Genomic DNA, 26820 nt, shown 5'->3' on the forward strand with positions numbered 1-26820 from the left:
TTCTCTCCTTATGCCACGCCGCCGTGCCAGCCCCAGCCCGTAAGCTGAAGGACGGCAGCGACAACGATCACCATGACGAGCGAGATCGGCAGGAACACTTTCCAGCCCAGACGCATCAACTGGTCATAGCGGTAACGGGGAACGAAGGCCTTGACCATGGCGATCATGAAAAAGACCAGCGAAAGCTTCAAGACAAACCAGACAGCGCCGGGGATCCAGTTAAACGGCGGCAGGTCGATCGGCGCTGTCCAGCCTCCCAGGAACAGGATGGTAGTGAGAGCGCACATCAGGATGATCGCGACATACTCGCCGAGCATGAACATCATGTAAGGCGTGGAGCCGTATTCCACCATAAAGCCAGCGACCAGTTCGGACTCAGCTTCCGGCAGATCGAACGGAGGGCGGTTGGTTTCCGCCAATGCCGAGATAAAGAAGATCACGAACATCGGAAACAGCGGCAGCCAGTACCAGTTCAGGAATGTGAGCCACGGCACGCCGAGCATATGGGCGATGCCGCCCTGCTCCTGCGCCAGAACGATATGGGTCAGGTTCAGCGAACCCACGCACAGCAGAACGGTGATGATCACAAAGCCGATCGAGACTTCGTAAGACACCATCTGCGCGGCCGAACGCAGCGCGCCCAGGAACGGATATTTCGAATTTGACGCCCAACCACCCATGATGATGCCATAGACGCCGAGCGATGAGATCGCGAAGATGTAGAGAATGCCGACATTGATATCAGCCAGCGCCCAGCCCTCGGCAACCGGCACCACGGCCCAAGCGGACAACGCCAGCAACACCGTCACCAGGGGTGCGAGCAGGTAGACCGCCTTGTCGGCACCTGCCGGGATCACCGGCTCCTTGAAGACGAACTTCAACAAATCGGCAAAGCTCTGGAACAGGCCGAATGCACCCACGACGTTCGGGCCCCGGCGGATTTGTACCGCCGCCCAGATCTTGCGGTCCGCCAAGAGGACATAGGCCGTAAAGACCAGAAGCGTCACCAGCAGCAGCAGCGCCTTCCAGACAAACCCGACCATGGTGCCCAGTCCGAGGATCGGGGCACCGAAAAGGTAGTCTAGCGCGTAGAAAATCCAGTCCATATCGCTGCCTTACTCTGCGGCCTGTTTCAGACCCGACATAAGCTGCGAACATTCGGCCATGACGGCTGATGCGCGCGCTATCGGGTTCGTGAGGTAGAAATCGCCAACTGGAGAGATCAGCGAATAGGTCTTCTTGGGTGCCGCAGCGTTCGCCAGAGCCGATACATCGGAAGGCTTACCCGATGCAATGGTGTCGAGCTGTGCCAGATGGGGGAAATCCCCATAAAGCTTGGCGCGGAGGGCATTCAGCGAGTCAAATGGCAGGGTATGGCCCAAAACGGCCGACAGGGCACGGAGGATGGCCCAGTCTTCCTTGGCCTCGCCCGGCGCGAAGACCGCGCGAGTGGTCATCTGCACGCGCCCTTCGGTGTTGACGTAGGTCGCCGACTTTTCGGTGTAAGTCGCCGCCGGCAGGATGATGTCCGCGCGATGCGCACCGGCGTCCCCATGCGTGCCGATATAGATGACCTTTGTTCCGCCCAATCCGGCCATGTCGATCTCGTCGGCGCCGAGAACGAACAGGACGTCGAGCTTGCCCGCTCCTGCGGCCTTGACCATGCCGGCCGTATCCAGACCACCCCGGCCCGGTACAAAGCCGATGTCGAGTGCGCCCACCCGCGATGCGGCGTTGTGCAGCACGGCAAAGCCGGTCCACTCATCGCTCAGCGCGCCATTCGCTTTGGCAATCTGGGCAGCCAGGGCCAACACGTCCTTGCCGGACGCTCCCGTCACGGCACCCTCGCCGACGATCACCAGCGGGCGCTGCGCCTTGGAGAACACTTCAGCGAAATCGCCACGACCACCAGCCAGATCAACCAATGAATCAATACCGGCGCCAAGATGCGCATAGTCGTAAGTGAGATCAGCAGCTTCACCGATCAATCCGACTGCGACCTTGCCGGTGCGCCATGCCTTGCGGATGCGTGCATTGACGAGGGCTGCCTCGCGACGTGGATTGGCGCCGATGATCAGGATAGCATCGGCCTGTTCGATCCCGGCGATAGTGGGATTGAAGATATAGGAGCCCCTGCCCTTTTTGGGATCGAGCGCCGAGCCTGCAGGACGCGCGTCGATGTTTGACGACCCGATCGCCGTCATCAGCGCCTTGAGGGCGTACATTTCTTCGACACCGGCCAGATCACCAGCGATAGCGCCGATACGGCTCGGCTCCACGCTCTTGACGGCGTCCGCGACCGCTGCAAATGCCTCTGCCCAGCTCGTCGCCTGGAGCTTGGCGCCCTTCTTCACATAGGGGCGATCGAGCCGCTGGGTGCGCAGGCCGTCCCAGACAAACCGGGTCTTGTCGGAAATCCACTCTTCGTTGATGCCTTCGTGGATGCGCGGGAGAATGCGCATCACTTCGCGACCACGCGCATCGACGCGAATGTTGGAGCCGACGGCGTCCATGACGTCGATGGACTCAGTCTTGCTCAATTCCCACGGACGCGCCTGGAAAGCATAAGGCTTTGATGTCAGCGCACCGACCGGGCAGAGATCGATCACATTGCCCTGCAGCTCGCTGGTCATCGAGCGCTCGAGATAGGATGTGATTTCAGCGTCTTCACCACGACCGATCAGGCCGAGTTCGGAAACGCCGGCTACTTCGGTCGTAAACCGCACGCAGCGGGTGCAGTGGATGCACCGGTTCATGATGGTCTTGACGAGCGGCCCGATGTGCTTGTTCTCGACGGCGCGCTTGTTTTCCCAATAGCGCGACGTGTCCACGCCATAGGCCATCGCCTGATCCTGCAGATCGCACTCGCCGCCCTGATCGCATATCGGGCAATCGAGCGGATGGTTGATCAGCAGGAACTCCATCACGCCCTCGCGGGCCTTCTTGACCATCGGCGTGTTGGTAAACATTTCAGGCGCTTCGCCGTTCGGGCCGGGGCGCAGATCGCGCACGCTCATGGCGCAGCTTGCCTGAGGCTTGGGCGGTCCGCCCTTCACTTCAACGAGGCACATGCGGCAATTGCCTGCTACGGACAGCCGCTCATGATAACAAAAGCGGGGAATTTCAGCGCCCGCTGCTTCGGCAGCCTGCATGAGTGTGAAGTGATCGGGAACTTCGATCAGTTCGCCATCGACCTTGAGTTGCGCCATTCGTTCTTACTCCGCCGCAACCGACGGCACTGCGCCGTCAGAGGTGGACTTGTAGGTGTATGCGTCGATCCGCTCTTCGATCACGTGACGGAAGTTCTTGATTAGCCCTTGGATAGGCCAGGCCGCAGCATCGCCAAGTGCACAGATCGTGTGGCCCTCGACCTGCTTGGTCACGGCGAACAGCATGTCGATCTCGCGCTTTTGCGCTTCACCGCGCACCATGCGTTCCATCACCCGCATCATCCAGCCGGTGCCCTCACGGCACGGCGTACACTGGCCGCAGCTCTCGTGCTTGTAGAAGGCCGAGAGGCGCCAGATGGCCTTGATGATGTCTGTGGACTTGTCCATCACGATCACCGCAGCGGTGCCGAGCGACGAGCCGACTTCGCGCAGGCCATCGAAATCCATATGCGCCGTGCGAATTTTTTCGCCCGGGACGCAAGGGACCGACGATCCGCCGGGAATGACGGCCAGAAGATTGTCCCAGCCGCCGCGAATGCCGCCGCAATGCTTTTCGATCAGCATTTCGAACGGGATGCCCATCTCTTCTTCGAAGGTGGCGGGCTGATTGACGTGGCCCGATACGCAGAACAGCTTGGTGCCCGTATTGTTTTCGCGGCCAAGGCCAGCGAACCAAGGTGCACCACGGCGCAGAATTTCCGGCACGACGGCGATCGACTCAACGTTGTTGACAGTCGTCGGGCAACCATAGAGCCCCATGCCCGCCGGGAATGGCGGCTTCAAACGCGGCTGGCCCTTCTTGCCCTCGAGCGACTCGAGAAGCGCGGTTTCTTCGCCGCAGATATAGGCGCCGGCACCATGGTGGACGATGATGTCGAAGTCCCAACCATGGATGTTGTTCTTGCCGATCAGCCTAGCGTCATAGGCCTGCTGCACGGCAGCTTCCAGACGGTGACGCTCGCGCATAAATTCGCCGCGCACATAGATGTAAGCTGCGTGCGCGTCCATGGCCCGGCCGGCGATCAGGCATCCTTCGATCAGGTGATGTGGATCGTGGCGCAGGATTTCGCGATCCTTGCACGTACCGGGCTCGGATTCGTCGGCATTGACGACGAGGTAATGCGGGCGCCCATCATTGACCTTGGGCATGAAAGACCATTTGAGGCCCGTCGAAAAGCCGGCGCCGCCACGGCCACGCAGACCCGAAGCCTTCACCTCGTTGGTCAGCCAGTCGCGGCCCTGGTCGAGCAATTCTTTCGTGCCGTTCCACGAGCCGCGGCGCTTTGCGCCTTCGAGGCCCCAATCGTCCTGGCCGTAAAGATTGGTGAAAATGCGATCCTGATCGGTGAGCATTTGCGGCTACTCCTCGGCCTGGGGCTTTTTCGCCCGAGATGGCCGGCGTCCGGTTGTCTTGGTCTCTTCGCCCGTTTCGCTGGCGGTCTTTTCAATGGCCGGCGATTCAGCACCCGTCGCGCCTTCGCGCCCTGCTTGATCAGGCTTGCGGCGTGCTGGACCGGCAGCCTTTTTCTCAGCGCTCTTAGCCTCGGCTTCCGAGACCTTGCCTTCTTCCGAGGGACCCTTGATCGCCGGGGCCGCCTCTTCGTCGATTTCCTGCTTACGGCCGGGCTTGGTCGCGTCGACGTCGGTTTCGATACGCCCGCCCTTGGCATGACCGCGCGTGGGCTTGGGATCTTCCAAAAGCGTCGTTTGCCCCGCGAGAGGTGCCGAGAAACGGCGGCCGTTCTGCGGGCCAGGCTGGATGGTGTCACCCTTGCCGTCGCGGAATGCTAGGAGAATTTCCTCGAAGCGCTCTGGGGTCAGGTCCTCATATGTGTCGAAGCCGATCGTTACCATCGGTGCGTTCACGCATGCACCGGCGCATTCGACTTCTTCCCAGCTCAGCGTACCGTCATCATTGAGATGGTGCGCGTCAGGATGAATGTGCTTCTGGCAAACAGCACGGATATCTTCGGCTCCACGCAACATGCACGGCGTCGTACCACAAACCTGGATATGGGCCCGCGTACCGACCGGCTGAAGCTGAAACTGCGTATAAAACGTCGCCACTTCCAGAACACGGATATAGGGCATGTCGAGCATGTCGGCGATCGTTTCGATCGTCGCACGCGATATCCAGCCGTCCTGTTCCTGCGCCCGCATCAAAAGCGGGATCACCGCCGATTGCTGGCGCCCGGCCGGGTAAAGGGCAATACGCTTTTGGGCCCAGGCGGCGTTGTCGTTAGAAAACGCAAAGCTCTGCGGCTGGACAGAATCATCTGCAAGGCGACGCACGCTCATCAGCGATCAACCTCTCCGAACACGATGTCGAGGGAGCCCAGAATGGCCGAAACGTCGGCCAGAAGGTGCCCGCGACAGAGAAAATCCATGGCCTGAAGATGCGCGAACCCGGGGGCGCGGATCTTGCAGCGATACGGCTTGTTGGTGCCATCAGAAACCAGATAGACGCCGAACTCGCCCTTGGGCGCTTCGACAGCGGCGTACACTTCGCCCTCAGGCACCCGATAGCCTTCGGTGTAGAGCTTGAAATGGTGGATCAGCGCTTCCATGGAGCGCTTCATCTCTCCGCGCTTGGGCGGAACGACCTTGCCGTCCATCGTCGAGACGGGTCCCTGCCCTTCAGGCGAATTGAGCAGATCGACGCACTGGCGCATGAGCGAATTGGACTGACGCATCTCTTCCATGCGAATGAGATAGCGGTCGTAGCAATCGCCGTTCTTGCCGACGGGGATATCGAAATCCAATCGGTCGTAGCACTCATAAGGCTGCGACTTGCGCAAATCCCAGGCCGCACCAGAGCCACGCACCATCACACCGGAGAAGCCCCAGGCCCACGCGTCTTCGAGCGAAACCGTCGCGATATCGACGTTGCGCTGCTTGAAGATGCGGTTCCCGGTGATGAGCTGATCGAGATCATCGAGCGCCTTGGGGAAGGTCTCGGTGAATTTCGCGATATCGTCGATGAGGTCTTGAGGCAGGTCCTGGTGGACACCGCCGGGCCGGATATAGGCCGCGTGCATGCGCGAGCCGGAAGCACGCTCATAAAAAACCATAAGCTGTTCGCGCTGCTCGAAGCCCCAGAGCGGCGGCGTCAGCGCGCCAACGTCCAGCGCCTGTGTCGTGACATTGAGCATGTGCGACAGGATGCGGCCGATTTCCGAGTACAGTACGCGGATCAACTGGCCACGAAACGGAACTTCGATACCGAGCAGGCGCTCGACGGCCATCGAGAACGCGTGCTCTTGGTTCATCGGCGCCACGTAGTCGAGACGATCGAAATAGGGCAGCGCTTGCAGATAAGTCTTGGCTTCGATCAGCTTTTCAGTTCCGCGATGGAGCAGACCCACATGGGGATCGACGCGCTCCACGACTTCACCGTCAAGTTCGAGCACCAGACGCAAAACACCGTGAGCCGCAGGGTGTTGCGGCCCGAAGTTGATGTTGAATGTACGAACGTCGTGCTCGGTCATTGCTTGGCCTTCTCGTCGCCGGGCAGCACGTAGTCTGTGCCTTCCCAAGGCGAAAGGTAATCGAAATTCCGAAATTCCTGCGCGAGCTTTACGGGTTCATAGACCACGCGGCGACGCTCTTCGTCGTAGCGCACTTCAACAAAGCCGGTCAGCGGGAAATCCTTGCGCAGCGGATGTCCATCGAACCCGTAGTCGGTGAGGATGCGGCGAAGATCGTGGTGGCCCGAGAACATGATGCCGTAGAGATCATAGGCCTCACGCTCGAACCAATCGGCGCCCGGATAGACGCCGGTGATCGATGGCACGGGGGAGAACTCGTCCGTAACGATCCGAACGCGAATGCGCGTGTTCTGGTATGGGCTCAGCAGATGATAGACGACATCGAAGCGCTGGGCCCGCTCCGGATAATCAACGCCGCACACGTCGATGAACGACGCAAACTGGCAACGCGGATCGTCGCGCAGGGTACGCATCACCGTCACGATCGCTTCGGCCCTGGCCTCGAGCGTCAGCTCGCCATAGGCGACCGAATACCCATCAAGGGCCTCGCCGAGCTTGAGCGATACATACTCGCCGAGTTCTGAAAGAGCATCTTCCATCGATTGGCCTTATCGCTCGATCGTTCCGGTACGCCGGATTTTCTTTTGCAGCAAAAGCACGCCATAGAGCAGTGCTTCAGCAGTCGGAGGGCAGCCGGGGACATAGATATCCACCGGAACGATACGATCGCAGCCGCGCACGACCGAATAGGAATAGTGGTAATAGCCGCCGCCATTGGCGCAACTTCCCATCGAGATGACGTAGCGTGGCTCCGGCATCTGGTCGTAGACCTTGCGCAGCGCCGGAGCCATCTTGTTGGTCAGCGTGCCGGCAACGATCATTACGTCAGACTGGCGCGGTGACGCACGCGGCGCGAAACCGAAGCGCTCGCAATCGTAGCGCGGCATGGACATCTGCATCATTTCGACGGCGCAGCACGCAAGGCCAAACGTCATCCACATCAATGAACCCGTACGAGCCCAGTTGATCAGTTCGTCGGTCGAGGTGACGAGGAAGCCTTTATCGGCGAGCTCGTTGTTGATCTCGACATAATAAGGGTCGGTCGCGCCCACCAATTGATTGGTCGCGGGATCGATTAAACCACGAGGACGCGGTGCGACGAGGGTTGTATCGCTCAATCCCATTCAAGTGCTCCCTTGCGCCATTCATAGATGAAGCCAATGGTCAGGATGCCGAGGAATATCATCATCGACCAGAAGCCATACCAACCCACATCGCCAAAGGCGACAGCCCAGGGAAAGAGAAAGGCCACTTCCAGATCGAAGATGATGAACAGGATCGCGACGAGATAGAAGCGAACGTCGAACTTCATGCGGGCATCGTCGAATGCCTCGAAGCCACATTCGTAGGCCGAAACTTTTTCAGGGTCGGGCTTTTTGACCGCGATCAGGAAAGGCGCAACCAGAAGCGCCAGACCGATGACACCGGCCAGCCCCACAAAAATCAAAATCGGCAGGTATTCGCTGAGCAGTTCGTTCATTAGACAGCCAAGCCTTGTAAAGCGTCCGGCGGGGAACCGGATCAAAGGACTCGCGCGCTGCGCAGCCCCCAAGAATTTGGACAGGGCTTAACGCACCCCCTATGCGGTTTCAAGGGGGGATAAATTTGACCGCCTTCGTCATATTATAAGGCGAAACAATTCGCCCCTGCCCTCGGAGCGAAAACTCCCCGCTCACCGCTGATTTCGGCACGCAAAGCTAACCAAATCCGCGCCACCCTCGACGCTGGGATACTAGGCAGGCCAACAATTGCGCGTGATCGAACGCAAGCTCGCTTAAAGGTGGAAAGACAGGCCCGCTGTCAGACGCAGATCGGACGGCATATCGCCCCAGGCTCCAGTGCCAAGAACTTCGCCGCGCACGCTCATATAATCGGTGATGCCATAGTCCGCGCCGCCACCGAATGCATAGCCGACATCGCCACCGACGAGACCACCACCACCCGTGCCGTAGACCAGCACTGGCCCAAGCGCCATGCCGCCTTTGGCCATAAGAAGCGCATCGAGCGAAAGCTCGTCGCCGATATCGCCACCCAATTGAGCCTCCAACCCGACGACGGCACTTTCGATCGACACATTGACGCCGGTGAAGATACCGCCATTAAACGATGGCGTGTTGCCCATCGGGACGCCGCCGCCATAGACACCGGCGTAAAAGCCGTTCCAGTCGAAACCATAGCCCGACCCCGTGGCGCCGTATCCGAACGGGCCATAATCCTGGGCCATGGCCGCCGAGCCAAAAGCCGTCGCGGAAAGGGCCACCGCGGCAATGCGAACGCCAATCGACATATGCGTCACTCCATTAAGGTTAATTGACGCCATTATTGCCGAGGAGCCCCGTGTCTCAAGTTAACCTTGGAAACGTGGATAAGACTTTCCTAAAATTGCAGGCATTTAGGCTGTGCCCAAACGACAACGGCCCCGCTTGCGCGAGGCCGTTGCAACTTCAAGACGAACGGGCCTGTCCCCCGATAGGCCCACTCAAATCCTAGAAGTGGAAGTTTGCACCGATGGTGAACTTGTGGATATCGGTGTCAACAGCATCGTCCTGCGACCAGCCATAGAGGTACTGGCCACGGATCGAGACGCTGTCCGTAGCAGCGAATTCGAGACCGCCACCGGCAAGAACGTGATCGCCAACGGAGCCAGTCGAGTCGGAGTCAAAGTCGGAACCGTAACCGATCGCACCGTAAGCGAGGACGCGGTCGAGCACGACACCACCGCGAACAAGCGCAGCACCGTAAGCGTAGGTTTCGTCATCGGCGAAGACGCCGTCGAGCGAAACTTCAGCACCGACGAGGAAGAAATCAAACTGTGCGTTCACACCGGCCTGGGCACCGAGGGTCCAGAAGGTATCTTCGTCGTCGACGTGGTTCAGAGCACCGGCGCTCGCGCCAGCATAGAAGCCGTTCCAATCGAAGGTGGACGCAATCGGGGCGACCGGCACGACGGGAGCAGGCATAATGGGATCAGCAGCATAGGCAGCCGAAGCAACAGCAACGGTTGCAGCAGCGGCGAGAAGAGTGGACTTAACAAAAGACATTTAAAGCACCTCAAAGCGCGGGGGTTAACATGATCCTATATTGCCCAATTCCCGCCTGATTCCAATCCCCTCAACACCCCACCGACCATAAATCGGCACATTGCTGCCACTAATGCTAAAACTTGTGGCATTTGAGGCACAGGGCATTCGTTTACCCTAACAAAACATGAACAAAAAAGGCGGCCCCCGAAGGGACCGCCCAAACATCGGCAGAACCGATGGTGCAACTAGAAGTGGAAGTTCGCACCGATCTGGAACTTGTGGATGTCGTTGTCGGTTGCCGAGTCCTGACCCCAACCATAGAGGTACTGACCGCGGACCGAAACGTTGTCGGTGGCTGCAAATTCGAGACCACCACCGGCGAGGACGTGATCGCCCACAGCGCCAACGGCGTCGGAATCGAAGTCGGTGCCGTAACCGATCGCACCGTATGCGAGCAGTTCGTCAGTCACGAGCACACCACCACGGGCCAGAGCCGAGCCGTATGCGTAGGTTTCGTCTTCAGCAAAGACGCCGTCGAGGGCGACTTCAGCACCGACCAGGAAGAAATCGAACTGTGCGTTCACACCAGCCTGGGCACCAATGGTCCAGTCTGTGTCGTCGAGATCGATGTTGTTCTGGGCGCCGACATTGGCACCGGCATAAAAGCCGTTCCAGTCAAAGCCGCTACCCATATCAACGACGGGAGCTGCGGGAATGGCGGGAGCTGGGACCCCGATCGCATCGGCTGCAAAAGCACCGCCGAATGCGGTCGTGGACAGAAGGGCTGCGAGCGCCACTTTCTTGAGGTTGTTCATCGTATTCTCCTTTGTACCGGCTGGTGTGCAACAAATGGGTGCCGGCTAGCATAAGTTCCGATCCACTCTGCAGTCTGGGCCGGGAGTGTTGCCCTGCTGCCACAACTCGCGTCGGGTGGATCGACCCCAATGCGATGAGCCGGACAATCATGCCCGAGTGCGGACGAAGTGGGGCAGCGACATGGCACAAATAGGGCGAGAGTTTCATGTTGCTCAAATGCCACGCATTTAGGGTTAACCATCGGTAAATAAAGCGCTTTTTGCACCTCCGAATCTTGGCGTTCTCCCGGGTTTTGGGGCGATGGCGCAATTGGGGCTGGTTAATTGGGCGTGACAGATTATGGTGAAGCCAGTGGCGGGCGAGAGGGGCTAGCGGGATGAATCGCGCCGAAACGGCAGGAACGACGTTACAGGCGGCCAAAGTCGGCGCCTTGATTCGTGCCCGACGCCATAGCCTGCGCATGACATTGCAGACCCTGGGCGACTCGTCCGGCGTGTCCATCGGCTATCTCAGTCAGGTCGAGCGCGACCAGGCATCCCCTTCACTAAGCACGCTGGCCGCGATTGCACGCGCCCTGGAAGTGGGTGTCGATTACTTTATCGCGGCACCGAGCACGCAGGATGCTCTCACCCGCGCCGGGGAGCGCATGCGGTTTTCCGTCAATGATTCCCCCATCGCTTATGAGCGCCTGCATTCGGATTTTCCGGGGAGCGTCTTATCGGCCTTCCTCATAACGATCGCACCGGGCTATCGCTCTGAGACCGCCAACCATGAGGGTGAGGAGATCATCTACGTGCTCGAAGGCGATCTCACCTTACATATAGAAGACGAGATGACCGTCGTGAGCCAAGGCGACAGCCTGCACTTTCGTGGCAATCGCAGCCATAGCTGGTCCAATGAGACCGATAGCGACGTCCGACTCATGTGGTCGGGTACCTTGACGATGTTTCGCACCAATCAGGATGGATCTGCTTTCCAGACCAATCGCGGCAGCGGGTCTGACGCCGAATCCTAAGGTCACTCGCATCAAGATCGAGAATATCGCTTGCTGACAGGACCGCCCTCCTCTATTGCCTGCGCTGTCTTTGATCTTCGCCGATCGAAGGCTTTGGCCCGACCGGAGATTCCACCTCCTGGTCGGGTCATTCATTTCGCGCAGCCAAAAAGCTCCGCCAAGCGTGAAGCGTCTGCCGCAAACAATCAGTCATTCATGGGTTGGCAATCAGCTTCTGAGCGTTGTTTGACTTATGCTTTTTGACGCCATGTTTCAGACAGTTGAGGGTATCTGATACCACCACCGCGAGAAACCCTTATTCTTTGTTCATCGAGGCCCACGATCAACAGGAGTAACAGTGACGACCCCTGAGAAATTGATTGATCATTTCCGAACTCGCCACCGGTGGTGGTGCAAGCCCGGCTCAGCCATCTACAAAGACCTAACGGCGTTCGCGCTTGATCAGGCGAACTCGACCGATAGCGCCGATGAGCTTTACCTCATCTTCTGCACTCTCCACGGCATCAAGCCCAAATGACTGGGCAGCATGCGATTAACTCTCGCAGACCTTACGCGCCCGGCTTGCCAGCGAGGACTGCTCGACAGCAAGGCAGGAACGGGCGCCCTCGTCGCACGTTCATAGTTGCAAGGAGAGCAAGGAGAGCAAAATGAAGCCGCACACACCTAATCCCAGAGTAGAACCCAGCCCTCCGGGCGAGGACCCCCATCCCTCCACTGAGGAGATAGGCCGGGCGGAGACGCCCAATACGCCACAGGCACCCAAAGATCGGCGCCATTTGGAGATGGAAGAGGAGCAGCGGGTGAATAATTCAGTGCACGATGGCGAGAGATTTTTGAAGCGCTGATCGGCGCGCTATCTGCATTGATTGGAGATGACCCCGGGGTTGGAACCCTCGGGACATACTCATAACCCAGCTCCAATATCATCGGCACGGACAACTCGACCGTCCACTACTGATTTAATCGTATCAAGGGTGGGCCCTCTTGATCCGGATCTTCTCGGACGCAACGCCCTTTAACCCTTAGGCAACCATACTTTCAGTTAACCTCGAACAAATATGGTAGTTAAAACTTTAGTCATCATGCCAGCCAATTCGAGGCCACCGATGAGTTCATTTGCTCGCCAGCTATCCATGATTGCCAAATCGGAGATGAGCCGAAACGCCCTGAACAGCTGGGACAAGTTCAAGCTGCCGCCGCAGAATGAGCAGATCGACGCTCTGCTTCTCCGCTTGGATAATCCCGCTAAGCCGCGCTGACGGCCCTATCAGCGCAAGTTGTCCCCTTGCGTACGGCGCTCCTCGCGCAGTTCGTGACGCTCCTTGCTCAAGCCCCTGCCTGCTCTCGTAGGATTCGGTTGAGGTTAAGCGCCTCGATCGCGCTGGAGTCAAAGGTAGCCATGGCGAGTTCTACGGAACCGGAGGCGTCTGCCTTGCCGCCCTCCGTACCTGCTGTTTCCCATACCATCCAACCGCGAGATAATGGCCAGTGACACGGCAAGGACGAGCAGCCACGAAATGGATGGCACTAACCAGTTGACTTCACAGGAGGGAAATAGTGGAGGCCTCGACCGGAATCGAACCGGTGTGGACGGATTTGCAATCCGCTGCGTCACCACTCCGCCACGAGGCCTCTTGGCGGGGTTTCTAGTTCAGGTTAGGGGCGCTACACAAGTGCGGAATGGCCGCTTGTCCATTTTTCTCCGATGAACCCTTTTCCACATTTCTCGCACCACAGATGAAAAATCCAACAGTTGGCCTCATTTTATCGGGTGGATCGGGATTGCGCCTGGGCGGCGTTCGAAAAGGCGATCTTCGCATCGGCAACATCGCGCTCAAGGATACGCTGGCGGGTGCCCTAGCGGGCCAATGCCTTACACTCTTTTATTCCACGGGCGCCGCACGGACGCTTCCCCCGGCCGGCGCCATCGCCCTGCCCGACGACCCTGATGGAATCACCGGCCCTGCAGCGGGCCTCTTGGCTGGAGCGCTTTGGTGCATCGACAACGCCCCTGACGCTTTGATGGCGACGGTCTCGGTCGATACGCCTTTTTATCCCACCGACTTTATCTCCCGCGCGACGCCTCTGATGGGTTTGGCGACCGGCTGCGTCGTGGCGCAGTATGGTGCGCGCGACTATCCGACCATCGCACTCTGGCGACCTGGCCCGCTGAGCGTTGATCTCAAATCGATTCGACCGGCCCCGCGCGGCCCGCGCCTCCGCGATATCGAACGCCGATTGGGCGCCGTCTATATCGACTACGCCGAGACTGCGCCGGAAAATCCCTTTGAAGGCATCAACACGCTTTCCGATCTGCTAAGCGTATCGAAACGCGGAAGAAGCAGCGTTTGAACAATGTTCAATTAGGGGTTGGCAAGCGCGGACAAATTGGCTAGATGATCGCCACCTGCCGAGCAGGCTACGCGTTCCCCGGTAGCTCAGTGGTAGAGCAACCGGCTGTTAACCGGTTGGTCGCTGGTTCGAATCCGGCCCGGGGAGCCAATTTTCTGCTTTTGTCAGGTTTCCAAAGACATTCGAACGCGTGAATGCTCGCTGCGGATCGCACCATGCATCCCAATTGCGCGATCTCATTAGCGCTTTTTTATAATGCGGTGCTTTACGTCTTTTGGATCGCATGGGGAGCGAGGCTGAGATCGCGTTGACGGGGCACTATTTTTTTTCATACCTCAATCCGATGATCGCGCTAGTCCTGGCCGCGGCGTTCGCGCTTGTATGGCGCACCGGCCGCGAGCGCGTCTATCTGCTCTTGCTCACGATTGCGTTCGCAGCCAGCGGCGTTGCCTTTCTCGCCCAGGATTTGCTGGTACCGCCGGATTGGCGCCCCGGTCGCATTCTCATCAATGGCGTCTTTTTCGCTTCGGTGATGACCATGTGCAGCGCCGGATTACTCAGGGTCGGCCAGCGCGTACCGAAACGTCTGTTCGCTGTTCTGTCTCTGGTCACCGCGGTAGGTTTCGTCTGGTATCTCTATGTCGACCCTTCCCTGACCTTTCGTATCTACGTGATGAACACCGCATTTGCGGCCATCGCGATCATCACGCTCTCGCGACTCCTTGCAGCACACCCACGCTCCGCCTCGGACTGGCTGGTTGTCGCTCTTGCTGGCGTGGTCCTGGCCGCGGCGATTATCAGGTTTTCAGGAACGGTCTTTGAGGGCATCGACGTCAATCCAGATGGCGATCTGCGCGACTCGGACTATTGGGCCACGATACAGGCCTTCACGCCCATCATGTATGTCAGCGTCGCATTGGTCTTTTTGCTGGCGACCTCGCTCGAACTCATGGCGCAATTGCGCGGGGAAGCACAGCGCGATCATTTGACCGGCCTGTTCAATCGCCGTGGCTTTGAAACAGCAGCGCTAGGTGCGATGGCCAACGCGGACGCGAAACGCATCCCCACCGCGATCCTTCTGGCCGATATCGACGACTTCAAGAAGATCAACGACACCTACGGCCATGGTGTGGGTGACATGGCCATCGCGGCCATCGCGGCGGCGATTGCGCGCGCCGCACCAGGTCAAATCATCGCCCGCATCGGTGGCGAGGAGTTTGCAATCTATCGTGAAAATGCCCGTCGCGCGGAGATGAGCGATCTCGCACAGCATCTGTTGGATGGTGTGCGCAGTATTTCGGTGCCGGGACTGCCCGATACCTATCCCTTGACCGTCAGCCTGGGCATCCATCTGCGCCAACCCGGCGAAAGCCTTACCCAGATGCTTTCGTCAGCCGATCAAGCTCTCTACCTCGCCAAGCATCACGGCAAGGACCGTATGGCCATGTCGCCGCTTCGGTTGCGCGCGGTGCTTGAGCGGCCGGATATTCTATCGGCATAGCGCGCCAGTTTATGTTGACAGCGCCCGTCAACATAAATACGTCCACGACAACCGCCCCGCTCGAGCAGGTCAGCGTCGTGAGCCAGATGTTTCACCAAGCCACAGTCATTGCCAGTACGGCGATCACGCCGGGCATGGTGCGGGTGGTGTTTAGCGGAGCCGGCCTTGCATCCTTCGTCACGACCGGTGTCCCCGACGAGTATCTGCGGCTGTTTTTCCCCAATCCGGAAACGGGACGCTTGCACCTGCCTCACATCTCCGAGGATGGGCGCTGGAGCTATCCTGATGGACAGGACACGATTCGGTGTTCGACCTATACGGTGCGGCGGGCCTATACGGGCGCCGATGGATCGCCGTGTATCGATATCGACTTCGTCGTCCACAAGGGCGGCGTCGCCAGTGAATGGGCAATGTCCGCACAACCGGGTCAGGTCATCACTATCAACAGGCCGCGCGGTCTCTATTCCCCACCGGCCGATGCCCAGTGGCAACTGCTTGTAGCCGATGCCACCGGGCTGCCTGCTCTATCACGCATTCTGGACCAGACCCCTGCGCATATCCAATCCCGCGTGTTTGTCGAGGTCGCCGACGCTGAGCACGAGCAATTGCTGCCTCATCATTCCCTCTCGACGGTCACGTGGCTGCGCGGGTGTGGCAATGGCGTTGCGGCCAGTCGGCTCGAGGAGGTCGTCCGCTCCGTGCCCCTGCCTGCGACGCCCGGCTATGTCTGGGTGGCAGGCGAGCAGAAGGTGGTGCGTGCCATCAGAAAGTTCGTGCGCAAGGACCTGGCGCTGCCCGCCGAGCGCTATGAGTTGGTCGGCTACTGGATTGCCAATTCCGAAGAATGGGACGCCAAATGGGAGGCGCTCGATCCGGCGATCAAAGCCAGGATCGACGCAGCGTGGGATTCTGATCGCGACAAGGAAGATGTCATGGACGAATACAACGCCACGCTGGAAAAATTCGGCCTTTAGGCGTCCACACGAGACTCAAACCACCCCTTTCACTTTGCCGTCAACAGGCGTATATGTTGCGGCACAGTGCCGGGCCCCTCTGGCGCAGTGCTCTTGATCACTGCGTGATGTCGGAACTGTTCCATCTCTCTACATGGAAAAGGTCCGGCGATGGATTTCGCGTTTCTCTACACATCATTTCTCGACACGCCCGTGTGGTTCTGGCTCGCCTTTCTTGGCGTGGTCACGGCCGTTCTGGTTTTCGATCTCGGCTTCCTTCACAAGGAGCAAAAGGAGATCAGTGCCAAGGAGAGCTTCGTTCTCTATGGCATGTACGTTCTTATCGCCTGTGCGTTCGGCGCCTGGGTTTGGTTCGTACGCGGCTCGCAAGCGGGTCTTGAGTTTTTCACCGGCTACATAATCGAACAGTCGCTGGCGATGGACAACATCTTCGTCATCGCCTCGATTTTTGCCTTCCTCGGCGTGCCGCGGCTCTACCAGTATCGCGTACTCTTCTGGGGCATCATCGGCGTTCTGGTCTTCCGCGCCATCCTGATCGGTGCCGGCGTGGCCCTTGTCCATGCCTTCGAGCCCATCCTGTTTCTCTTCGGCGCGTTCCTCGTTTTCACTGGCATTCGTATGTTCAGCAAGATCGAGGAAGACGAGGACATCGAGAACAACAAGATCCTGAAATTCCTACGCAAGCGTTTCAGGATCACGCCGCAGTTCCACGGCAACAAGTTCCTCGTAGAGCAGCCCCACCCCAAGACCGGCAAGATGGTGCTGTGGCTCACGCCGCTTGCCGTCGCACTGATCATGGTCGAGATCGTGGACGTGATCTTTGCGGTGGACTCGGTTCCGGCGATCTTTGCGATCACCACCGATCCATTCATCGTCTATACGTCTAACGTCTTTGCGGTGCTCGGCTTGCGTGCGCTGTTCTTCGCCCTCTCTGCCGCAATGGCGCGTTTCCGCTATCTGCAGACGGCATTGGCGATCGTGCTGGTCTATGTTGGCGTCAAGGTCTTCATGGTCCCGCTTGGCATCCACATTCCGACGCTTCTTTCGCTGTTCATCACCATCGGCACGCTAAGTGCAGGCATCGCTTACTCCCTGTGGCGGACACGAAACGATCCGCCGCTTGAACAGCAGATCGATCCTGTCAAACCCGAAGAACTCAAGAGCACGGATGCTCCGAATCCCTAAGTTCGCTCACTCGCCCCGCGCTTGACGCCGGGCCGGGCTGGACGTAACGCTTTCAAGCCTATGCGGCGCGGTCCATTCCGCGCCGCCATTGTTTTCGGACCTCCAGATGACCACCACAGCCACTGCTGCCCCAGCTCCGGCCAAGCCGGCGACGTCCTTCTGGGTGCTGTTCGCCATCAGCTTCTCGCACCTGCTCAACGATCTGATGCAGTCGCTGCTGCCCGCTGTTTACCCGCTGCTACGCGATCTTTATGCACTGGACTTCACCCAGATCGGGCTCATCACCCTAGTCAACCAGATGACGGCATCGCTGCTCCAGCCGGTGGTCGGCCTTTATACCGACAAGTACCCAAAGCCCTATTCTCTCCCCATCGCCATGTGTTCGACGCTTGCTGGCCTCATGGTCCTGTCGTCGGCCTCGAGCTTTCCAATGCTGCTGCTGGCCGCGGCGCTGATCGGCGTTGGCTCGTCGATTTTCCATCCCGAGTCTTCGCGTGTGGCGCGCATGGCATCGGGCGGTCGGTTGGGGTTTGCCCAATCGCTGTTTCAGGTCGGCGGCAATATCGGCACAGCGTTCGGCCCCCTGCTCGCAGCCTTCATTATCATCCCGCGCGGACAGGGCTCGGTGGCGTGGTTTGCCTTGGTGGCCATCACGGCGATCCTCGTTCTGTCGGCGGTGAGCACCTGGTATGCCGGACAGAACCGCATGGCGCGGCCACAACCGGTCCAACGCCGCAACCCGGCGATCACCCGCAACCGATTGATCGGCGCTTTTGCGGTCATTGCGGTCCTTGTCATGAGCAAGAACGTCTACATGGCGTCGATGACCAGCTTCTACGCCTTCTTCCTCATTGAAAATTTCGGCCTCGATGCCTCCACGGCGCAGCTCTACCTCTTCGTCTTTTTGGGTGCCGCTGCTGCCGGCACGTTCATCGGTGGCCCCGTGGGCGACAAGGTCGGCCGGAAAGTGGTTATCTGGGTGTCTATCCTTGGCCCACTGCCCTTCACACTCGCCTTGCCCTATGTCGGTCTCGAAGCGTCGATTGTCCTTACCGCTTTGATCGGCTTCATTCTCGCATCGGCGTTCTCGGCGATTCTGGTCTATGCTCAGGAATTGCTGCCGGGTCGTGTCGGCATGATCGCCGGCCTCATGTTCGGCTTCGCCTTTGGCATGGGTGCGCTCGGCGCAGCGGTGCTCGGGATTGTAGCCGACCTGACCAGCATTATTTTCGTATTTCAGCTGTGCTCGTTCCTGCCCCTGGCGGGACTGCTCACCGCACTATTGCCCAACACGGGAGACTGACCCATGGCCGATGCACAGGAAACCTCGATTACGCTCTCACGAGTGATCCACGCGCCTGCGGACGAATTGTTCGCCGCATGGACCGATCCCGCCCTTCTCGAACAATGGCAGGCCGAGCAGGTCGATTTCGAAGCCTTTGAAGGCGGGAAGTTTCGCTTCGAGACCGCCGATCTCGATGATCCCTCGGTGGCTCACGTGATCACCGGAACGGTGGCCGGATTCGAGCAGGACAAAAAACTCATCGAGCTCTGGCACTATGAGGGCGATGATCCTGCCGACGACAGCACCCTGATCGTGACCTTCGCGGCTCTCGATGATGATCGGACCGAAATCACCATCGTCGAAATCACCCAGGCACATTCCGACCCGGAATCGCGGATATTTTCCATGGAAGCCTGGCACGAGGCTTTGGGCGAATTGGCGGAACTTCTGGAATAGCGATTTCCACACGAATGTCGCTCTATCCGCATGGTTGGGCTTGCAGCAGCAGCGCGCCGATATAAACCAGCGCTTATGGACCTCTTTGCGGTAATCGCCGATCCGACCCGGCGCATAATGATCGAGATGATGCGGAACGACGAGTTGCCTGCGGGCAGTTTCGTTGCCGCTTTTCCAGGCGTCACGCAACCCGCCATTTCCCAGCATCTCAAGGTGTTGCGGGATGCCGGGATCGCCACCGTGCGCAGCGACAGGCAGCGGCGCCTATATAGCCTGAAGCCAAACGCTCTCGGTCCGCTCCATGAATGGCTGGGCGCTGCCGAACAGAAACGGGAGGCAGAGCCCGATCCCGCCCCCGTTGTGCCAAAACCCCAGCGCGCCAAACCAAAGCCGGCGCCAGAACCTGCGCCGATGCTCGATCTTTTCGGCTAAAGCCCCAACCGGCGATAGAGCTCTTCGGCCATATCCTCAGGCGTTGCCGTCGCCCCGTGCAGCACGAGATCGGCGCGCTCCGGCGCTTCGAATGGGCTGTCGATACCGGTGAAGTTGGTGATCTCGCCCCTTCGCGCCTTGGCATAGAGGCCCTTGGGATCGCGTGCTTCGCACACTTCGATAGGCGTATCGACATAGGCCTCGAGGAATTTGATATCGCCGGCAATCTCGCGCGCCAGACGCCGCTCGTTTCGGAACGGTGAAATGAACGACACGAGCACGATGAGCCCCGCATCGGCCATCAGCCGTGCGACTTCTGCGACGCGGCGGATATTTTCGACGCGGGCGGCTTCGGTAAAGCCAAGATCCTTGTTCAGCCCGTGGCGCACATTGTCACCATCGAGAATATAGGCGTGCTTGCCCTCGGCCACGAGCCGCTTTTCGATGAGATTGGCCACCGTCGACTTGCCCGATCCGGAGAGGCCGGTGAACCAGATGATCTGCGCCTCATGCCCATTCAGGCGCGAGCGCGCTTCACGGTTCACGTCGAACGACTGGTATGAGAGGTTCTTGGCGCGTTGGAGCCCATAGGTGACCGTGCCCGCTCCCAGCGTCAGGTTATGGATACGGTCGATCAGGATGAACCCACCGGTCGTGCCATTGTCCTTGTAAGGATCGAAGGCGATCGGTTTGTCCGTCGCGATGGTGATCGTTCCGACCTCGTTGAGATCGAGCCGCTTGGCCGCCGATTTCTCGAGCGTGTTGACGTTGGTCTTGTGCTTCAGATCGGTGATCGTGGCCGGCACCATTTGCGTGCCCAACTTGAGCAGATATGAGCGCCCCGGATAGGCTGGCTCATCAGCCATCCACACGATCTCTGCCTGGAACTGATTGGAAAAGTCCGGCGTCTGGCCTGAATGGGTCAGCACGTCACCACGAGAAACGTCGATCTCACGGTCGAGTACCAGCGTCACTGCCTGCCCGGCCACAGCTTGTTCCAGATCGCCATCCATCGTCACGATGCTCGCGATCTTCGCGGGCTTTTTGGATGCGGCGACGAGGATTTCGTCCCCAACCCGCGCTACGCCCGATGCGACGGTGCCGGAAAAACCCCGGAAGTCGAGATTGGGTCTGTTGACCCACTGCACCGGAAAGCGGAACAGCGCCTGGCTCTTATCCTCGTCGACAATGATATTTTCCAGATAAGGCAGCAGCGGCTGGCCCTTGAACCAGGGCGTCCGCGTGCTCGGTTCGACGATATTGTCGCCGCGCAGCGCCGAGACCGGCACGGCGGCGAAGCTCTTGAAACCGAGATCCTTGGCAAACTCCAGATAATCGGCCTCGATCTGCGCAAACACCTCTTCGCTATAATCGACAAGGTCGATCTTGTTGATCACCAGCACGACGTGCTTCACCCCGATCAGCGACAGGATAAAGCTGTGCCGCCGCGTCTGCGTCAAAAGCCCTTTACGCGCATCGACGAGCAACAGTGCCAGATCGGCGTTGGATGCGCCGGTGGCCATATTGCGCGTGTACTGTTCATGCCCTGGCGTATCAGCGACGATGAATTTGCGCTTGTCGGTCGAAAAGAAACGATAGGCGACGTCGATCGTGATCCCCTGCTCGCGCTCGGCAACGAGGCCGTCCACGAGCAGCGAGAAGTCGATGCCCTCATCGCCAACGTGGCGATTGCGGCTGTCGTTTTTTAGCGACGCGAGCTGATCGTCGAGAATGAGCTGGCTGTCATAGAGCAGCCGCCCGATCAGCGTCGATTTTCCATCATCAACCGACCCGCAGGTCAAAAACCGCAGCAGCGACTTGTCGGTCTGCTGGCTCAGCCACACGTCGATATCGGTGTCGGGGCTCGGGATGGAAGCAGTGGAGAGCGTGGACATCAGAAATACCCTTCCTGCTTCTTTTTTTCCATCGAGCCGGCCTGGTCGCTGTCGATCAGCCGTCCCTCGCGCTCGGAGGTGCGCGAGGCCTGCATTTCCATGATGATCTCAGGCAGTGTCGCGGCGTTCGACGGGATCGCGCCCGTCAGCGGATAGCAACCCAGCGTCCTGAAGCGCACGATCTCTTCGCGCGGGGTTTCGCCGTCTTCGAGCCTGAACCGCTCGTCATCCACCATGATCATAGTGCCCGATCGCTCTACAACCGGTCGCGGCTTGGCGAAGTACAGCGGCACGATGGGAATTTGCTCGGAATAGATATAGGTCCAGATATCGAGCTCGGTCCAGTTGGAGAGTGGGAAGACGCGCATGGATTCGCCCGGAGCCAGTCGCGTGTTATAAACGCGCCAGAGCTCGGGCCGCTGGTTCTTGGGGTCCCAGGCGTGGTTGGCGTTGCGATGGGAAAAAATCCGCTCCTTGGCGCGGCTCTTTTCCTCGTCGCGCCGCGCGCCGCCGATGGCGGCATCGTATTTTCCGGCGCCCAGAGCCTGCCGCAGCGCTTGCGTTTTCATGATGTCGGTATAGCGCGATGATCCATGGTCGAACGGATTGACGTTATTGGCCACGCCGTCGGGATTTGTGTGCACGCGTAGCTCGAAGCCGAAATCCTCGGCCATCTTGTCGCGAAACGCGATCATTTCCCCAAATTTCCAGGTCGTATCGATATGGAGCAACGGAAACGGAATGCGGCTTGGATAAAACGCCTTGCGAGCCAAGTGCAGAAGCACCGACGAGTCCTTGCCGATCGAATACATCATCACCGGCCGCTCGAAACTCGCCGCGACCTCGCGGAAAATCTCGATGCTCTCGGCTTCCAGACGCGCGAGATGGGTGAGTGACGCAGATGATGGGCTCATGGATTTGATCCGGCGATCCTAGGGTTTCGGCTGTGTGGATATGCCGGAATGGCAGGCGAAACAACCGGAAGCCGAGGGGATTGCGGCGATCCGAGTGCGCAAATTCTGCGTAATGGCCCATGCAACCCAGACCGTTCCGCGATCATTGGCCATCGCGCGACGCCATACGTGTGAAACCACTAGCAAGAGAAAACTTTTTCATGCCCGAAACCACGCTCGTCTGGCTCCGCAACGACCTGCGCATCTCAGATAACCCTGCGCTCGCCGACGCGCTCAAGCATGATCGACCGGTTCACGCCCTCTACGTCCTCGAAAACGACCGTGGACTGCGCCCGATGGGCGCTGCGGCCAAGGCTTGGCTGCACCAAAGTCTAAACGTCCTTTCGCATGCATTGGCCGAGCGCGGCGTGCGGCTGCATTATCAGGAGGGCGAGAGCGGATCGCTTCTCCCCCGCTTTGCAAAAGAGATCAACGCCAGCGCCATCTACTGGAACCGCCGCTACGATCCCGCCGGCCGCACACACGACAAGACCCTCAAGGCAAGCCTTCGCGAGAACGGCCACGTGGTCGAAAGTTTCAATGCCTCGCTACTGGTCGAACCCTGGGACATTGCCACGCAGTCGGGGACACCCTATGGCGTATTCACCCCCTTCTGGAAAACGCTCCGCGACAAAGCCATACCCGATCCGATCGGCCGTATCGAAAAGCACGAGAAAATAACCTCGCCTAAGCTCGATATGCCCAAAGCGCCGTTCTGGTCCGATGGCATATTCGACGCATGGACGCCGGGAGAGGACAGCGCCAAATCGGCGCTCGCCGCATTTCTCGAGGACGCTCTTTCTGACTATCCCCAGGGCCGCGACGTACCCTCACGCGACGTTACCTCGCGCCTGTCTCCTTATCTCCGCCACGGCGAGATCGGACCGCGCCAGGTCTGGTTCGCCACTCGCCACCTGATCGACGCCAATCCGTCGCGGACCTCGGCGGGCGAAAAATTTCTCTCCGAACTCGCCTGGCGCGAATTTTCTTATCACTTGCTGTTTCACCGCCCCGATATCTCCCAGCACCCGATGCAGGAACGCTTTGCGGACATCGACTGGCGTACCGATACAAAAGCCCTGCACGCGTGGCAAAAGGGCCAGACCGGCATTCCCATCGTCGACGCCGGCATGCGCCAACTCTGGACCACCGGCTGGATGCACAATCGCGTCCGTATGCTCACAGCGTCCCTGATATCGAAAAACCTGCTGCTGGACTGGCGAAAGGGAGAGCAATGGTTCTGGGACACCCTTGTCGATGCCGATCCAGCGAACAACCCGGCCTCATGGCAGTGGGTGGCCGGGTGCGGCGCGGACGCGGCGCCTTATTTCCGGATATTCAATCCCGTCACCCAGGGCGAAAAGTTCGATCCGAACGGCGATTACGTGCGCCAATGGGTACCGGAGCTGTCCGATCTGCCCGACAAATGGGTGCACAAGCCCGCCGATGCCCCAGGCAGTGTGCTTGCGCAGAGCGGGGTCGAACTGGGCAAGACATATCCCAAACCCATCGTCGATCTTAAGACAAGTCGCACGCGGGCGCTTGAGGCATTAGCGCGATAAAGGCACGTCGTTCCCGTCTCCCACCGAGGAGGGGCAGCGCTTTGCGCAATCGGCGCGTGAAGTGAAAAACCCTCGCGATGCAATGCCTTGGCCCTTGTCCCTTTTCGTCATGCTCTCTACGTTCGGGTCCACTCACCATCAGCTCATCAGGCATCATGAACCGATATCCCGACGTCCCATCCGCCATCGGCAACACACCCCTCATTCGCCTCAACGCCGTATCGGAGGCGACGGGGTGCGAAATCTGGGGCAAGGCGGAGTTCCTCAATCCGGGCCAGTCGGTAAAGGATCGAGCAGCGCTCTACATCATCCGCGACGCAATTGCGCGCGGTGCCATCGCACCCGGCGGTACGATCGTCGAAGGCACTGCTGGGAACACCGGGATTGGGCTGGCGCTGGTCGGCAACGCGCTTGGCTTCAAGACGGTCATCGTCATTCCCGAGACCCAGAGCGAAGAGAAGAAGGACGCCATTCGTCTTGCGGGCGCCGAACTCATCGAGGTTCCGGCCAAGCCTTACAAGAACCCCAACAACTACGTAAAAGTCTCCGGCCGCCTCGCCGAAAAGCTCGCAGCTGAATTGCCCAAGGGCGCCATCTGGGCCAACCAGTTCGACAACGTCGCCAACCGACAGGCGCATGTGGAAACCACGGGCCCTGAAATCTTCGAGCAGACGGACGGCAAGGTGGATGGCTTCATCTGCGCCGTCGGCTCTGGCGGCACGCTGGGCGGCGTCGCTATGGCGCTAAGGGAGCGCAATAAGGATATCAAGATCGGCCTTGCGGACCCCGAAGGCGCCGCGCTCTATAATTATTACGCGCATGGCGAATTGAAATCATCCGGCGGCTCGATAACCGAGGGGATCGGCCAGGGCCGCATCACTGCAAATCTTGAGGGTCTGAGCGTCGATCACGCTTATCAAATCCCCGATGCAGAGGCCCTGCCCTACATCTTCGACCTCATCCGGCAGGAGGGATTGTGCCTGGGCGGATCCTCTGCGATCAATATCGCTGGCGCGGTGCGGTTGGCGAGGGAACTGGGGCCGGGCAAAACCATTGTCACGATATTGTGCGACTATGGTAATCGGTACCAGTCGAAACTCTTCAACCCGGCCTTCCTGCGTTCCAAGGATTTGCCGGTGCCAGACTGGTTGGAGGCCGAGCCTACGGTCGATATCGGAACGGTGCTGGAGGCCGAAACCCACTAAGGGTATCCGTGGACCTTTTACGCGCCGTCATCGACAATTTCAGTTTTTTGGCCACGCTCTATGTGGCCAATTACATTCTGGCGTTCGTGTGCGTTGCGCGCGAAATCATGAACTCCAGGACCTCGCAAGGCACCATTGCCTGGCTCGTGTCCCTACTTGTCCTGCCCTTCCCGACCACGATCATCTACCTGATTTTTGGCTGGAAATATTTCGACGACTATGCCGAGTCCCAGCTCCATTCAGGGCGAAGCTGGCGCCTGTCACGCTCGGAAGACATGCGCATCGTCGACCGCGCGACCAGCGACGACTGGCCAGTTCTGCGTAAGGTTGCGGAGCTCCCGTTTCTTTATGGCAATGCCGCCAATCTGCTGGTTGATGGCGAGGAAACCTTCGGCTCAATCTTTGACGGAGTCGCGCGTGCCAAAACCTATGTGCTGGTCCAATTCTATATCATCCGCGATGACGATCTCGGCCGGCGCTTCGCCGACCTTCTGATCGCGCGCGCCAAAGATGGTGTGAAGGTGTTCGTTCTCTATGACGATGCCGGAAGCACGCGCCTGCCGCACAGTTACAAGGCGCGCCTACGCGCTGCGGGCGTCAAGATTTACGGCTTTAACCACCGGCACACCTTGCTCCGGGTCTATGGCATCACCCGCATCAACTACCGCAATCACCGCAAGAACGTCGTCGTCGACGGGCTGGAGGCCTGGGTTGGCGGGCACAATGTCGGTGACGAATATCTGGGCAAGGACAAAAAGCTCGGGCGCTGGCGCGATACCCATGTCCATGTTTCCGGACCCGCGGCGCTCGCCTGCACGCTGATGTTCAGGGAGGACTGGCACTGGTCGACCGGCGAAGACCTGCCAATCAAATACCCATCGGAAATCCCCACCCCGGGCGACCAACCCATCCTCGTCATGCCGACAGGCCCTGCTGACAAGCTCGAGGACTGCGCTATCGCCTTCACCGAGGTGATTTCCCGCGCGCGCGAACGCCTGTGGATCGTCAGCCCCTATTTCGTGCCCGGCATCGAAATCCAGACGGCACTCTATGCCGCGTCCCTGCGCGGCGTCGATGTCCGCATCCTCCTGCCACGCAAGCCCGATCACATGATCGTCTGGCTGGCCAGCTATGCCCACGCCGATCAGATGGTAGCGCATGGCATCAAGATTCACCGCTATGAACAGGGCTTCCTGCACCAGAAGGTCATTTTGGTCGACGATCAGATCGCCGGCATCGGCACCGTCAATTTCGACTACCGTTCGTTCAACATCAATTTCGAAGCGACCCTGTGGTTCACCCATAAGGACATGATCGAGAACGTCGAGAAAATGCTCGAAACCGATTTCGAGGCATCATATCTCACGACCGAGCGCAATCTGCAGCGCCGCAATTTCTTCTTCCGCCTCGCCTGCCAGGGCGCCCGTCTGTTCTCCCCCATCCTGTGA

General features: G+C 59.2%; 26 protein-coding genes and 2 tRNA genes. 14 read left to right on the forward strand and 14 right to left on the reverse strand.

Annotated elements, in window-relative coordinates; genetic code table 11:
- Positions 1-8: 8 nt before the first annotated feature.
- The 11 genes from nuoH to BLR31_RS11325 all read right to left on the reverse strand — a co-directional run bounded on the left by nuoH (position 9) and on the right by BLR31_RS11325 (position 10556).
- Complete coding sequence (gene nuoH / locus BLR31_RS11275; RefSeq protein ID WP_090596762.1) at positions 9-1043, reverse strand: NADH-quinone oxidoreductase subunit NuoH; 1035 nt, start codon at positions 1041-1043, stop codon at positions 9-11.
- Between the two features lie 72 nt (positions 1044-1115).
- Positions 1116-3209, reverse strand: coding sequence for an NADH-quinone oxidoreductase subunit NuoG (nuoG, locus tag BLR31_RS11280; protein WP_090596291.1), 2094 nt, complete (start codon positions 3207-3209; stop codon positions 1116-1118).
- A gap of 6 nt (positions 3210-3215) precedes the next feature.
- Positions 3216-4523, reverse strand: coding sequence for an NADH-quinone oxidoreductase subunit NuoF (gene nuoF, locus BLR31_RS11285; protein WP_090596294.1), 1308 nt, complete (start codon positions 4521-4523; stop codon positions 3216-3218).
- Between the two features lie 6 nt (positions 4524-4529).
- Entirely contained in the window at positions 4530-5468 is a 939-nt protein-coding gene (gene nuoE / locus BLR31_RS11290) for an NADH-quinone oxidoreductase subunit NuoE (protein WP_244505029.1), read from the reverse strand.
- Positions 5468-6658, reverse strand: a complete 1191-nt coding sequence (locus BLR31_RS11295; RefSeq protein ID WP_090596297.1) for an NADH-quinone oxidoreductase subunit D — start codon at positions 6656-6658, stop codon at positions 5468-5470. Before BLR31_RS11295 ends, nuoE begins: the two co-directional genes overlap by 1 nt.
- Positions 6655-7257, reverse strand: coding sequence for an NADH-quinone oxidoreductase subunit C (locus BLR31_RS11300; protein WP_090596300.1), 603 nt, complete (start codon positions 7255-7257; stop codon positions 6655-6657). Before BLR31_RS11300 ends, BLR31_RS11295 begins: the two co-directional genes overlap by 4 nt.
- A gap of 9 nt (positions 7258-7266) precedes the next feature.
- A complete protein-coding gene (locus BLR31_RS11305) occupies positions 7267-7842 on the reverse strand; it encodes a NuoB/complex I 20 kDa subunit family protein (RefSeq protein ID WP_090596303.1) in 576 nt (191 codons plus the stop codon).
- Positions 7833-8198, reverse strand: coding sequence for an NADH-quinone oxidoreductase subunit A (locus BLR31_RS11310; protein WP_090596306.1), 366 nt, complete (start codon positions 8196-8198; stop codon positions 7833-7835). Before BLR31_RS11310 ends, BLR31_RS11305 begins: the two co-directional genes overlap by 10 nt.
- A gap of 294 nt (positions 8199-8492) precedes the next feature.
- On the reverse strand, positions 8493-9005 hold the full coding sequence (locus tag BLR31_RS11315; protein ID WP_090596309.1) for a hypothetical protein: 513 nt from the start codon (positions 9003-9005) through the stop codon (positions 8493-8495).
- A gap of 199 nt (positions 9006-9204) precedes the next feature.
- Positions 9205-9759 carry an outer membrane protein gene (locus BLR31_RS11320; RefSeq protein ID WP_090596312.1) on the reverse strand — a complete coding sequence of 185 codons (555 nt, stop codon included), beginning with the start codon at positions 9757-9759 and terminating at the stop codon, positions 9205-9207.
- A gap of 227 nt (positions 9760-9986) precedes the next feature.
- Positions 9987-10556 carry an outer membrane protein gene (locus tag BLR31_RS11325; protein WP_090596315.1) on the reverse strand — a complete coding sequence of 190 codons (570 nt, stop codon included), beginning with the start codon at positions 10554-10556 and terminating at the stop codon, positions 9987-9989.
- A 377-nt stretch (positions 10557-10933) separates the two neighbouring features.
- On the opposite strand from BLR31_RS11325, the gene BLR31_RS11330 reads away from it, so the two are divergent.
- From BLR31_RS11330 to BLR31_RS21695, 3 genes are all read left to right on the forward strand, one after another.
- Complete coding sequence (locus tag BLR31_RS11330) at positions 10934-11572, forward strand: helix-turn-helix domain-containing protein (protein ID WP_090596317.1); 639 nt, start codon at positions 10934-10936, stop codon at positions 11570-11572.
- A 337-nt stretch (positions 11573-11909) separates the two neighbouring features.
- Complete coding sequence (locus BLR31_RS11335; protein ID WP_090596320.1) at positions 11910-12089, forward strand: hypothetical protein; 180 nt, start codon at positions 11910-11912, stop codon at positions 12087-12089.
- Positions 12090-12678: 589 nt separating this feature from the next.
- Positions 12679-12831, forward strand: a complete 153-nt coding sequence (locus BLR31_RS21695; RefSeq protein WP_176762623.1) for a hypothetical protein — start codon at positions 12679-12681, stop codon at positions 12829-12831.
- Positions 12832-13130: 299 nt separating this feature from the next.
- Here the strand turns inward: BLR31_RS21695 and BLR31_RS11340 are convergent.
- A tRNA-Cys gene (locus BLR31_RS11340) sits at positions 13131-13204 on the reverse strand.
- A gap of 105 nt (positions 13205-13309) precedes the next feature.
- Here BLR31_RS11340 and mobA point away from each other — a divergent pair.
- The 8 genes from mobA (at position 13310) to BLR31_RS11380 (ending at position 19757) form a co-directional block, all read left to right on the forward strand.
- Complete coding sequence (mobA, locus tag BLR31_RS11345) at positions 13310-13924, forward strand: molybdenum cofactor guanylyltransferase (protein WP_176762624.1); 615 nt, start codon at positions 13310-13312, stop codon at positions 13922-13924.
- A gap of 75 nt (positions 13925-13999) precedes the next feature.
- Positions 14000-14074, forward strand: a tRNA-Asn gene (locus BLR31_RS11350).
- 193 nt (positions 14075-14267) lie between these two features.
- Complete coding sequence (locus tag BLR31_RS11355; RefSeq protein ID WP_176762625.1) at positions 14268-15425, forward strand: GGDEF domain-containing protein; 1158 nt, start codon at positions 14268-14270, stop codon at positions 15423-15425.
- Positions 15426-15436: 11 nt separating this feature from the next.
- On the forward strand, positions 15437-16399 hold the full coding sequence (locus BLR31_RS11360) for a siderophore-interacting protein (protein WP_244505030.1): 963 nt from the start codon (positions 15437-15439) through the stop codon (positions 16397-16399).
- A gap of 150 nt (positions 16400-16549) precedes the next feature.
- A complete protein-coding gene (locus BLR31_RS11365; RefSeq protein WP_090596329.1) occupies positions 16550-17584 on the forward strand; it encodes a TerC family protein in 1035 nt (344 codons plus the stop codon).
- Positions 17585-17690: 106 nt separating this feature from the next.
- Entirely contained in the window at positions 17691-18887 is a 1197-nt protein-coding gene (locus BLR31_RS11370) for an MFS transporter (RefSeq protein WP_090596332.1), read from the forward strand.
- A gap of 3 nt (positions 18888-18890) precedes the next feature.
- The gene (locus BLR31_RS11375; protein WP_090596334.1) at positions 18891-19325 is read left to right on the forward strand and encodes an SRPBCC family protein; all 435 of its coding nucleotides are present in this window, start codon (positions 18891-18893) and stop codon (positions 19323-19325) included.
- Between the two features lie 75 nt (positions 19326-19400).
- Positions 19401-19757, forward strand: coding sequence for an ArsR/SmtB family transcription factor (locus tag BLR31_RS11380; protein WP_176762626.1), 357 nt, complete (start codon positions 19401-19403; stop codon positions 19755-19757).
- Here BLR31_RS11380 and cysN read toward each other — a convergent pair.
- Together cysN and cysD are read right to left on the reverse strand one after the other, a co-directional pair.
- Entirely contained in the window at positions 19754-21652 is a 1899-nt protein-coding gene (cysN, locus tag BLR31_RS11385) for a sulfate adenylyltransferase subunit CysN (protein WP_090596339.1), read from the reverse strand. The two genes, BLR31_RS11380 and cysN, sit on opposite strands and share 4 nt — an antisense overlap.
- Positions 21652-22566, reverse strand: coding sequence for a sulfate adenylyltransferase subunit CysD (gene cysD, locus BLR31_RS11390; RefSeq protein WP_090596342.1), 915 nt, complete (start codon positions 22564-22566; stop codon positions 21652-21654). Before cysD ends, cysN begins: the two co-directional genes overlap by 1 nt.
- A gap of 200 nt (positions 22567-22766) precedes the next feature.
- Between cysD and BLR31_RS11395 the strand changes: the two genes are divergently transcribed.
- The 3 genes from BLR31_RS11395 (at position 22767) to cls (ending at position 26820) form a co-directional block, all read left to right on the forward strand.
- Positions 22767-24167, forward strand: a complete 1401-nt coding sequence (locus BLR31_RS11395; RefSeq protein WP_090596345.1) for a cryptochrome/photolyase family protein — start codon at positions 22767-22769, stop codon at positions 24165-24167.
- A gap of 155 nt (positions 24168-24322) precedes the next feature.
- On the forward strand, positions 24323-25372 hold the full coding sequence (locus BLR31_RS11400; RefSeq protein WP_090596347.1) for a cysteine synthase A: 1050 nt from the start codon (positions 24323-24325) through the stop codon (positions 25370-25372).
- A gap of 8 nt (positions 25373-25380) precedes the next feature.
- Positions 25381-26820, forward strand: a complete 1440-nt coding sequence (gene cls / locus BLR31_RS11405) for a cardiolipin synthase (protein WP_090596349.1) — start codon at positions 25381-25383, stop codon at positions 26818-26820.

Source organism: Pelagibacterium luteolum, assembly GCF_900100665.1.
In the GTDB taxonomy this organism is placed as follows: Bacteria; Pseudomonadota; Alphaproteobacteria; order Rhizobiales; family Devosiaceae; genus Pelagibacterium; species Pelagibacterium luteolum.